8 protein-coding genes and 1 pseudogene are annotated in these 11,075 nt (G+C 48.4%); 4 read left to right on the top strand and 5 right to left on the bottom strand.

Features of this window, described 5'->3' with window-relative positions; genetic code table 11:
- Window positions 1-153: pseudogene (locus AC07YV_RS27040) on the top strand (phosphonate ABC transporter, permease protein PhnE); the annotation flags it as partial.
- 288 nt (window positions 154-441) lie between these two features.
- Here AC07YV_RS27040 and AC07YV_RS27035 read toward each other — a convergent pair.
- The 4 genes from AC07YV_RS27035 to AC07YV_RS27020 form a co-directional block, all read right to left on the bottom strand.
- Window positions 442-1,317, bottom strand: a complete 876-nt coding sequence (locus AC07YV_RS27035; RefSeq protein WP_146025417.1) for a hypothetical protein — start codon at window positions 1,315-1,317, stop codon at window positions 442-444.
- A gap of 257 nt (window positions 1,318-1,574) precedes the next feature.
- A complete protein-coding gene (locus AC07YV_RS27030; RefSeq protein WP_102702247.1) occupies window positions 1,575-2,387 on the bottom strand; it encodes a HEPN domain-containing protein in 813 nt (270 codons plus the stop codon).
- A 595-nt stretch (window positions 2,388-2,982) separates the two neighbouring features.
- Window positions 2,983-4,089 carry an HNH endonuclease gene (locus AC07YV_RS27025; RefSeq protein WP_102702246.1) on the bottom strand — a complete coding sequence of 369 codons (1,107 nt, stop codon included), beginning with the start codon at window positions 4,087-4,089 and terminating at the stop codon, window positions 2,983-2,985.
- 54 nt (window positions 4,090-4,143) lie between these two features.
- Window positions 4,144-5,367, bottom strand: a complete 1,224-nt coding sequence (locus AC07YV_RS27020; protein WP_102702245.1) for a PDDEXK-like family protein — start codon at window positions 5,365-5,367, stop codon at window positions 4,144-4,146.
- Between the two features lie 946 nt (window positions 5,368-6,313).
- Here AC07YV_RS27020 and AC07YV_RS27015 point away from each other — a divergent pair.
- The 3 genes from AC07YV_RS27015 to AC07YV_RS27005 all read left to right on the top strand — a co-directional run bounded on the left by AC07YV_RS27015 (window position 6,314) and on the right by AC07YV_RS27005 (window position 9,792).
- The gene (locus AC07YV_RS27015; protein WP_494990370.1) at window positions 6,314-7,519 is read left to right on the top strand and encodes a reverse transcriptase family protein; all 1,206 of its coding nucleotides are present in this window, start codon (window positions 6,314-6,316) and stop codon (window positions 7,517-7,519) included.
- Window positions 7,520-7,523: 4 nt separating this feature from the next.
- Window positions 7,524-8,270 (top strand): retron Ec48 family effector membrane protein, encoded by a 747-nt coding sequence (locus AC07YV_RS27010; RefSeq protein WP_146025416.1) that lies wholly within the window; start codon window positions 7,524-7,526, stop codon window positions 8,268-8,270.
- A gap of 181 nt (window positions 8,271-8,451) precedes the next feature.
- Complete coding sequence (locus AC07YV_RS27005) at window positions 8,452-9,792, top strand: PDDEXK family nuclease (protein WP_102702242.1); 1,341 nt, start codon at window positions 8,452-8,454, stop codon at window positions 9,790-9,792.
- A gap of 825 nt (window positions 9,793-10,617) precedes the next feature.
- Here the strand turns inward: AC07YV_RS27005 and AC07YV_RS27000 are convergent.
- A complete protein-coding gene (locus tag AC07YV_RS27000) occupies window positions 10,618-10,989 on the bottom strand; it encodes a hypothetical protein (protein WP_146025415.1) in 372 nt (123 codons plus the stop codon).
- Window positions 10,990-11,075 lie beyond the last annotated feature (86 nt).

Genomic DNA, 11,075 nt, shown 5'->3' with positions numbered 1-11,075 from the left:
GTCGGGGCTGGGGGGTTGGGGCAGATGCTTTATGTCAGCCTCAGCCTGTTTCAGGAGGCTCAGGCGAGTACGGTGATTTTGGCGATGTTGGTGCTGGTGTTTGCGGTTGATGGGTTGAGTAGTTGGAGTCGGCAGCGTTGGGTTAAGGCTTGATGGGGGGATTGCTTAGATTTGCTCATCCGATTGCGTTCGAGATGAGCAGGCAGTTGCATGGAATTGACCACCGCGCTTCATGGACATGACTGGCAGAAAACGAACCAAAGCTGACGGTCAACTATCGCCTAAGCGGCATTCATCTATCCGATGACCATACGCATTCAGTGTTTCGCATAAAAAGGTCCGTGCTCGCTAGATCACAGGGTGGCAGTCGGCGTAAGGCAGAGATGTTCAGTAAGCTGGTGGCAGGGGAAATGACAGTGTGTTCGAGTGTCGGGGACCGTTTTACTTTTTCCCCCACTGCCACCATTTTTTACTATTGGCCTGCACTTGATAGCCAGCAAACCACGTCGCGTAGTTCTTGGCGTCCGGGATGATCCCCTCGGGAATGCTGGTAGCCAAACGGAAACGATTGATGGACACTTTGCCTCGAGCTAGCTTTTTACGCTCTTTCCGCAGCTGTACCCCTTGCTCATCCAACATCTGGCATAGCGTCATGCTGAAAAACAGCGCTTCATCAGTGTACCTAGCCATGCTCTTCATACAGTCCATGTAACCGGCGTGGCAGGAACCATCCTTCGGTACCCCGAAATACATGTGGTGGAAATCCATACCTGGCGGGTATTGCTTGTGCAAAAACATATCTGTTAGCTCGTTGCGAATTGTCAGCGCCTGGTTCAGGCAATTCATCGATTCGACTACCTGCAATACCGCCCGAGTGGCGGAGCCGGGCAGAGTGAGGCGTTCTAAGGCCGCGGTGCGCAACGCGTCGAGCGGCGGGTTTATCGGGCTGACTTTCTGTAGGTTTTGCGTCTCCGAAGCAGCACCAACCTTCGGATCCAGATACTCACTACGAGCTTTGTTATAGGCATCTGTTATGGGTTTTACCGCATCAATCTTTAACGATAGGGCAAGACCGAATGCTTGTTGAGCCAGCAGCATTGCTAAGTTGCAAGCCCGGATTTCCTCGTTAACGGAATCGTATCGTTTGTCCCTCTTGGCGATCCATCCTGCGGCCCAGGCCCCGAAACCCGCGCCAATCATGCCACCGATAATAGCCGAACTTAGCGGCGAATTAGCCCATTTTTCCAGCCATCCTAGGCTTGCAAGAAATGGTGTCGTAGCCATAAACACGCCGTTAATTGGCTCCCAGACCGCCATCGCCCCCCCCTTGATCTGATCGTAGCAAATAGCCAGCAATCATAGCTGTGGTGCCTTTCAGGAACAATCTTGAGCTTCATGCCGCCGTTAGTATTCCCTGAGCATGCGCAACAGCGCGCTCATGAATACATCTTGGCGCTCACTCTCGACCGACCGCTTCTGGCCGATTTCTGCCTGTCGCGAAAGGCAGAAACGGCCAGAAGCGATCATCGTATGTTCATGAAAAAGGAGCCATTGAGTTTCTGGTTAAGACTGAATTAGTCTTGCCCCAGTGCTCTTCTTTTCGCTAGCTGCCGGTACTCCTCTTGAAGTGGTTTAGGCACTTTTAAAAGCTTAGCGACGTCATCGATCAGATCAGGGTCAAGCCACAGAGGCGCATTGCTCATATGCATATGATTTCTACGACTTACCTTCTTGCGAGTGCTCGTGCTAAACATTAGATTTTTCCAGACCAGAGCCGATCTGGCAGGGTCGTTCTTGTCCACTAGCATCTGTTCCAGACGCCCTCCAACTAGGTCGCCTTCTCGGGGAGCAGTTAGTTCCCGCCCCTGTATCGCTTTAACGTTCTGCTCCAGCACGGCGCGGGACGGCTCATCTGCATAGTGCATAACATCTAAAGGCTGGCAGTACTGCCGAATCCGCCAGACCAACTGATCCAAATAATGCAGCTCATGGCCCATCACGCCAACGTGATTCAGAAAATATCTATCCGAATCCCACTCAGCGATTGCTTCAAATACTTCCTTCTGCCGCAGAGTAAGAGGAATTTCAAACCCAAGTTCTTTTTCTATTAGCGTCAAGGCTTTCGATATGTCGTGCCCGATAGTTAGAGCGCTGACACGGTGAAGGGTGAGGATGCCTTTCAGGTATTTCTCTAGGGCCTGCTCCGCTGACCACAAAAACTGAGGAACGAGTCGATGTCTAGCAGCTAGCCGAGCGGCAACGTAATCCCCATCACCTGTGTCTCTTAAGCAACGAATTATTGCGGAATTGACCTTGGTGTGCTTAGTCGGAGGCCTGTATCCAGAGTTATCCATTTCTCTTCTGAACCTTGAATTGAAAAGAATCATTGTCCCAAGTCCTGCAGCATGCCGATATTACTCGGACATCAGGTGACCGAAGGGAATAACCGTCAAGAATCCTTGCATCTGCTTACCCGTACCGCGGTATAAAATATTTTCTGCGCCGAGGGAGAGAGTCAGGCCTTCCACAAGAGGATGCTGAGCTGAATCGCCCCGAGATCCCGAGACCGCCTCGGGCCTCATATTGAGGCTTGGAGCGAAAGCTTTTTTGATACGGCGTCCCATCGGAGGCTGTGTCTCACCGATTGAATGATTTGACGAAGTCTGCTGAGGGTCGATAGCTGGCTTTTCCAATGTCTACAGGAAGGAGATCAACTCAATAGCTTTCTACCCAATGCCCTGGTCGATACGGCGAGACCTACACGACGCCAACCACTGGCTCCACCTCCACCACACCAGTGCTGACCTGGCACTGATCGATTACCTCCGCAATCAGCGCGCGCATACCTGCACAGCCGAAGGCGTGAAGGATGGTAGCCCTCAGGGCCGTGACAGGCGGAACGCCTGGCCCGGATCAGGACAGCCTGTCCGCCGCAGGCGGCACGAACCAGAATAATCTTCCTCGCCAGAACCACCGACTCAGTCAGCGCTTATTGTCTTGAAATACATTTTCCTCATGATACTTCAGATAAGCCACCAGCTTTTTCGGAACAAACCGAAGTGGCTGAGGCAAATCCAAAGCCTGCCTGTGTCGCTCATCCAGACGTTTCGAAACCTGCATGTGCCCCTTGTTGTTAAACGTAATCAGCCCCTTGTCGAACAAGGCATCCAAATTCGCTGACAGAAGAAGTCCGTTATGGCGATCCAAGCGCTGCCTGTCATTGGACCTTTTCCAAGGCCTCACATGAGAGGCACGAAGAATCTCCCTGCACGCCAAACCCGTGACCGCGCAAGCACTTCCCCAAACTTCCATCAGATCCTCACGAAACTTTCCCTGCCCACGCCGCGCGTTCGCTGTAGTCAGTACTTCCGTGACTGGCTCCTTTCCATCCGATAAGTCTTCAGCAGCCAATGGCTCGGAAGGCGCACATTGAATCGCATCAACCAAGCGAACCCATTTTTCATTATGTTTCCCAGCCGGGATGGCATCCATTATTCGACCCGCCGTTGGCAGGTCCAGATCGGTGTAGCTGCTGTACATCCCTAACAACTTTTCCTTACCGGTGATGGTGCGCGGATCCAGGGTGATCGGCTTGTCAAACCACCAGAAAAACTCTTCCGGACAGATCCAGTTTGGAATCCAATGCAGGTCTTTTTCCCAGTCTTTCAAAAACTTCTTTTGATTGCCGCCGTACTGTTTTTGCACGTTCGCAACGCACCAGGCATCTTCCCAGAGCTCATGGAGTGACAGCTCCCGCGCAATGTCTTCACGCTGCTTCTTATGATGCTCACCATGCAAGCAAAAGGCATTCCCAGCGATCCCTACCAACTGCTGAACACCATCGTGCGACGCGGTCAGAAAGACAAACGTTTGGCCCGCATTAGCGTCAGTCGGTGCAGCACCAAGCCCCTCAGTGTGGAACACTCGAAAACGGTTACTGCCGCGTGACAGGCGCATTTTTGAGGAGTTGTTCCACTCTTCATGACCATAACCTGTCGCCTCGGGGAAGCCGCTAGATGCGCGAACTCCAGAAGGTGCCAAGTACTGATCGGTATTCCAAAAAATGGGTTTTTGAATAAATAGCGCCATGAATTCCCTGATCTTAGGTCAATGAACAGTTTGTCGGGTTGCTTGCTTACGCGGTCATGCCTTTGAAGCAGGCACTTGACCTGTGACCAGAGGATTGCCGCCCTCATACGCCTCTACCGCTCTCTGGCGATCAAGCGCTTGATTGATTTCGACCAGGCAGTCATATACGCGAGTCAGCGCTTCATCGAGATGGATGTCCGTCACTCTATCTCCTTGCTCCAGCACACACCGATCTTCCTTGACCAAAAAGCGCGTGGAGGCGAAGTACAGGTCTGCCCAATCAGGAACAGCGTGCGCAGGCTGAGTGAACGTCGGTAGCCGAACACTCAGCGCCTCACGATCCTCACCTCGGAAGAATGGGAACACTCCAAACCAGTTGTGTTTGTAGATTTTGATCCATACGCCCTCGGGCCAACTGCGTTGGCGAACATCCAAGTCGTACTGTTGCTTGTCTTTCCTCGAAGAAGCCCTAACCTCAAGCCCGCCAGCGATGTCTTCGAACAGTCGATCGTTGACCAAACGCTCCCGCAAGCGATCAAACAGCTCGGTCATCTTGCGCGTCTTACAGTATTCGTACTGCTTCACAAGGTGAGCGTAAGCGTCTTCGTTCTGCTGGAAAATCTCCCAGCAAAGATTGTTCAACTCGGAGTTCCCTGACATTGTTTTTTCCACGTGCGTACAAAACTGATCGACGAAATAGGCGGCGGATGAAGTGGCGTGGGATTGGTACTGACGAAAAAGCGCGGCTAGCTCACCATAGGATTGATGATAAACCGGCACACTGGATTGCAGATCCTGGGTGGGTGACTGCCTACCCGACGGAGTCAAGTAGACCAGAGCCCGGTGCTCGTGATGCGGGTAGAGCTCGCAAAGCGCTTTCTGATAACGCCCGACCTGATCGCGTTGATCAATCGCCCAAATCTTGTTCTCGATAGCGATGACGAGTCGCTTGTCTGGGAAGTCGAGCAGCACATCTATGTGAGCCAGCTCCCTGGCAACCTTTGCCTTGGTTCCTTCGAGGCTATCCAGCACCTGAACCGGAAGTGCCTGTCCACTGCATGGCAGCTTGGCGAGCGACGCCACGTACGCATCCCTGAACGATGAACCCAAACCATGGGCCCCATTGGCATTCATGAAGGCAGCAAGAATGTTCGAATGGATCAGCTCTTTGGTGCTTACCCCCATCACTTTGAACATATCGAAAGCTGACGTGTAACGGCCTAGCGAAGCGAAACCGGAACTGGCGCGAAGGCCCTCCAGCCGTGCAGCGGCATCCATACCTGGAATCCTCTTGAGCTATCTAAATAATCGCGTTGAAGAGTCATCTTAGAGGATAACAATGGCAGAAGGCCATTCTCGAAAAATAGCTAACCCATTTCGGTCTGTCATCTCAGCCAAACATTGGCCAAAAGCTGCCACTCTGAATCATTGATCTGGACACTTGGGTAAGCTTTTACTCGATTGTGGTTAGTCGTGGATGGCTGTTTTTGGCCGATTTCAGCCCTTTCCCACCGGCAGAACTCGGCCATGTCCGGACATTCGTGGCAGGCATAAAATCGCCAGCGTGACTGACTTCGATTGCAGATCCCAGCCCTGAGAAATGGCGAGCGTATCGGAGTCGCACCCAATCCGGCTCAGAGCCACAGCCATCGCATTTCATGTCGCAGATAATTGAGCACCTGCGACAGACCCACACGACACCGCAAAGCTCTACCCTGCGGTGCGAGCGAATCGTCGCATAACGTAGGAGTAAAGCTACAAGTCAGAATGAGCGAAGAGCAGCTCTCGGCCACTAATTGCATCCGTGACGACCTGATCCATAGGTCTCCTAGTCGCGAACAAAAGTCGACCGCTAGGGAGGGCAGAGACTGCTGAGCTTGGGATCCATTTCAGTAGGTGGCCTTTCGAGATCACAAATCTGTTGCTTACCCAAGAAAATGGTGTATTTTCAAATTGCATGGGCGTATCGCCTATTTGCCGCAATCGAGACACAACATCCGCTGGTTTGCTCAGTAATGAGCGTTCAATGCGAAAGTATTGAACTGATGAGGAGAGGGCCCCGGCAGTCTCCGACCCCCGCGTCCCGCTGGAGTGCTTCACGGTGGGCCTACCATGAGAAAGATGGTGGTTTTCAGCGGATGGTTTCGATGAACGCAACATCTTTCTCTTTACCCTATGTTATGGGTTGGTACGGCTCACATTTATTTCCAATGGATTGGCTATCGTGCTTGCGAACCCACTGAAAATCTCAAAAAATTCTATCAGTAGTCGCGAAAATTTGTGCAAGCTCCTGCGGGTATCAGATGAGTTTCTTGCTTCTGTTATGGCATTGAGTCCAGAGGATCGGTACACCAAAAAAGAACATGTTAAAAAAGCAGGTGGGATAAGTCGCCCGATTTATAATCCTCACAGGTTCTTAAGAAAGCTCCAAAAAAGAATAAATATTGCAATCTTCTCCAATCACTACGTGATTCGTTGGCCGCACTTCATATATGGCTCAGTGCCAAACCAAAAAAACAATGATGCCTACGACAGTAAGGATTATGTCTCTTGCGCGGGAAGGCACTGCGGCGCGAAAAGCTTATTGAAAGTTGATGTTTCGAGTTTTTTTGATAATATTCATCAGGATATAGTATTTTCTATATTTAGTAAGTTTCTCAAATATGACGAAGAAGTGTCTAGGATTCTTACCGACTTGTGCTGCCATAATTCACATCTTGTTCAGGGTGGTTTGACATCAAGTTACATTGCCTCTTTGTGTTTGTATGATGCTGAAGGGGATGTTGTCGAACGACTCAATAGGAAGGGGTTTATATACACTAGGTTGGTAGATGATATTACTGTATCGTCAAAATCGCTAAATACCGATTTTACGTATGCGCTTAAAATTATTAGCGATATGTTAACTGCTAAAGATCTTCCTATAAATGAGGGTAAGACTAAAGTATTCAGGACCTCAACGGAACCATTGACCGTCCATGGGTTGAGAGTTAGCTTCAATACGCCGCGACTTCCTGCTGATGAGGTGGGCAGGATTAGGGCCGCAGTTCGTAACTTAGAGTCTCTCGCAGTCCAACCCGGCTATCGAACTTCTCACGGCTACAGGCATGACTATAATCGCTGTATGGGGAGGGTTAATAAGCTCCTTCGGGTTGGCCATAATCAACATGAACCGCTTCTTGCGCGACTTAATTCAATCAAGCCTTTGCCGTCAAGACGTGATGTTAATAGGGCCAAAGATATGGTTGCGCGCTTGGAAAAAGACTTTGATGCAAAAAGGCATACTCACTGGTACAAGTCAAGATTTCATAGGGTTATGGAGCGACTGATAGTTTTAAATCGTGTATATGACATAACATCCAAGCAGTTAAGGTCTAAATTAAGAAGGTTGAAACCTGAAAGTGAGGATATAATTGATAAGCATGTATAGTTTTATGGCTTCGTCCTGTAGAGGGGCGAGAGATGCCTTTTTAAATCAGCATCCATATTTTAAGTACTTAATTGTTTTGCTTGCCTCGATCGCGATCATAGGGTTTGGTATTTTTTTGACGGTTTTCGTAACGATTTTTTTTGCTGATCAGATTTACTTGCTGCCATTTTGCTTTTCCAATAAGTGCTTTGTAAGTCTGTATGAGAAATATAGTTCAGCGTTTACTATTGCTAAGTCGACATTAGATCTTATTGTCCTTGTTGCTACGGTTGGTGCAATTTTTGTCGCATTGCTCAGTTATTTATCTACACTAAAGTCATCGCACTTTACAAACCACATATCACATCTATCGCTATTTCAGAGCTTTTTCGTTGAGGAGGTCAGGAAGAGGGATTTGCTTTCAATATCTTCATTTGACCCTCATAAAATCTACGGCCTTATTTATTCTAACTCAAGAGATGGGGATATGTCTTTGTCTGAGACTTACTTTGATTTTATCGATCGGGTTAATAAGGTTATTTCCGACTCTAACTTTAATTCATATAAGGCTACGAGAGGACCGTTTATTTACAAGGATCACCAAGCAGAAATGATCCGGGCCCTGGAAGGGATTGGATTTAATCTGCAGTTTATGCCAAAGAAAGATTTCTACGAAATTGAAACCCAGGTGCTTTCCTTGCTTGACTCAGTTTCAAAATCTTTCTGCGGAGGTGACGTCAGAACTGAGCTTGAGCGCCGTATGTACAGATAAGCAACGTATATTTGCAATCGATACTAGTTATCCAGGGAATTATTTTGGTTTTTGAGTTTCAAGATTTTTGCAGTACGGATTTAATCATTGCCTCAAAAAACATAGAGGCGTGGAGTAATGAGTTACTGAACTTGCATTATTCGACCGCCGAAAGCCATAATCATAGTCAACATGGTGTCAATTGAAAACAGAGTTTTTAGTTACAATTCCTGGCGAAGAAGATTTTTGCGGGAGCAGTAAGGCGTTTGTCGAGTTCTTGAAAGTTGACTCATTACTCACTATCCTTGGGAATAAAATAACTTACAAGCGCGCGACAAGGGCGAAGCCACTAGTTGCTGCTAAGTTTAAAGTTGCGAATGACAAGGTTAAGTCAAGCAATGAAAGGTATTTTCATTTTATTATTGAGTGTGAGAAAGAGGAGCTTGCTGAAGAGTTTGCGGAAATGTGTGAGCGTTTGAAGAGTATAATTGAGAGGATTCGGCCTGGTGACACAGCCGTTAACACACTTTGGGATGGGGCCGGAAAAGTTTTTGCGGAGAAATCCTATCCAGTAATAAATGAGGTGGAAAACCTCATGAGACGCCTCATCGCGAAATTTATGCTTGTTACGGTCGGAGTTAAATGGGCTAAGGATGCGGTGCTACCGACACTCTGGCAAAAAATAGAAAACTTCAAAGGCGAACAGCCTTATGTTAATGATCTGCACAAATTAGATTTCATTCATTTAAGCGATGTTCTGTTTGAAAAGAAGCGGGACGTATCGCTTGACGAATTAGATAGAATTCTTCTTAAGACAAAATTTGATGAGGGAGATCAGGAACGGATACTGAAATACCTTCCAAAGTCGAACTGGGAAAAATATTTCTCTTCGCTAGTTGATTTTCCAGGCCATAAATTACAAGAAAAATGGAAGGTGCTCTACGACCTTAGAAATAAAGTTGCCCACAATCGGGCAATCAGTCGAGCGGAGTATGGCAGAATTTGCGGGGTTGCGGAGGAGGTAAAAGCGGTCATTCGTGCTGCAACGGAAAAGCTTGGCGAAATTGATATGGGAAATGAGGATCGAGAGTTAATTATTAATACTTATCAGCGCCATCCTTCAATGGAGTTTTATAATGCAGCTGAAAGCGCAGTTGCTGAGTATTATTCTAGTGAGGGTTACGATGTGACTATGCTAGGGCGTAGAGGGGATGTGATTCAATTTGACCTGATGGCTGTCAGAGGTGATGAAACCGTTGCAGTTGAGGTGAAAGCATACAGTTATCACAACTTCGTGCAAAAAATTAAAATATCTTTGAGAGAGATGCAGGCGCGCCTGATTAAATATAGTGATTTTGGTGGAGTTACGAGAATTCACTATTTTTATGTTCTTCGTGATTTTATTGATGATGATCATTTCGTTCGAGCTGTGAGTTATGCTAGTAAAATAAGTTCTATTTCTGGTGTGGACATAAAAATTGGCAGTCTAGATGACAGCGGCATCGTTTCTATAATTTGGGCAAGTCCTGACTTGTACGCGTGACGAGCCTCATAGTGAAAAGCTTCACTAGCGCGAAGACTTGATTGGTTCATTTTAGCAGTGTTGCTTGTGGGAGATGTCGGTTTTCACGAGCACGGCAACCATTTGATAAAACTGCCGCGTTCCCCATGAGCGAACCTCTTGCCGTTCACCAAGGTATGTTCATTGGTATCTCTCCCACCACTTCCCTTGCATGCCGCTGTATAACCCAACCGTCGTAAGTTCGCGATCAAATCCTTATGAGGCGACTCAGAGTTCTGAGGTGGGCCTCACCTTGAGATTGTCAACGACTTGGAACTTGCCCGTTCGATACGATCGTCAGCGGAGATGACTGTATGCCGCAGTTACACGGATTTAGCCAGCCCACCGCCTCATACGTCCGTGGCGCGGCGAGCAAGGCAAATCCTTACGGGCTTTTACCGCTGACGTTCGCACTCGGCGAGGACTTTCAGTTCGGCTGGAGCGAAGTAGGTCTGCGATGCCTATATCGGTTTCGAAAAGTAAGCTCGCTTCATGGTATGGCGAGCAGATGCCAAATCTACTGGATGAGGAATACATGTGTAGCCTGAGCGTGATGATGGAACAGTTCCCAAGCGCAGCGCCTATGCTAAGCTCATGTGCTATAGCAATTATGAGCTGGCGGTAGGACTTTGGTTTTTTTGAGTCCCTAAACGAGTACCTATTTAGCTTTTTTAGTTAATAATCTTTCCGTGTTTACTGAGGTTGAGCCGACTAGTTCGATTCCTGTCTCGGTTCCCTCCAGGATCGTATTCAGGCCAGTGAAGACGCCAGCGTTATTCACCATTATGTCTGAACGACAAAAGTTCTCTACTGCTTGGTTACAAAAATTGGGACACCTGCTGTCAAACCCGCGTCCGCACGAGCGAAGTTGGCCTTACCACCTCTCTTGATGATCAACGCATCCGTGTGGAGATCGATTTCTTCGTCGTAGCCACCAGGTTTTGCATCCGGGCGTAAGTCATAGCAAACCGACGCCGCCCCTCTGCCGCAAGCGTTAGCAATATCGCTCTGCCAATACCAGAGCTTGACCCTGTCACTGAATCGCCCCTGATTTCCTGGACGCAACTGACTGAACTCCTTTTGCCCGGAGGCGGACAACCAAAGTAGTGGAAATAATCTTTCCCCATTCTTGATTGTGTAAATGCTGAGGAACCAGCCGCATTCGTCGTCTCTGGTCACGGTGCAGCCCCTTGGTGAAATCGCGTGCATAAGTCGCCACCCTATCTGGAAGAGTCTTCCGTAAGGTCAAACCTGTAAGGTGGCGG

The sequence above is a fragment of the Pseudomonas sp. GW456-E7 genome (assembly GCF_059424105.1).
Note: the sequence above shows the minus strand (reverse complement) of the source record. Positions and strands in the feature narration are given on the sequence as shown.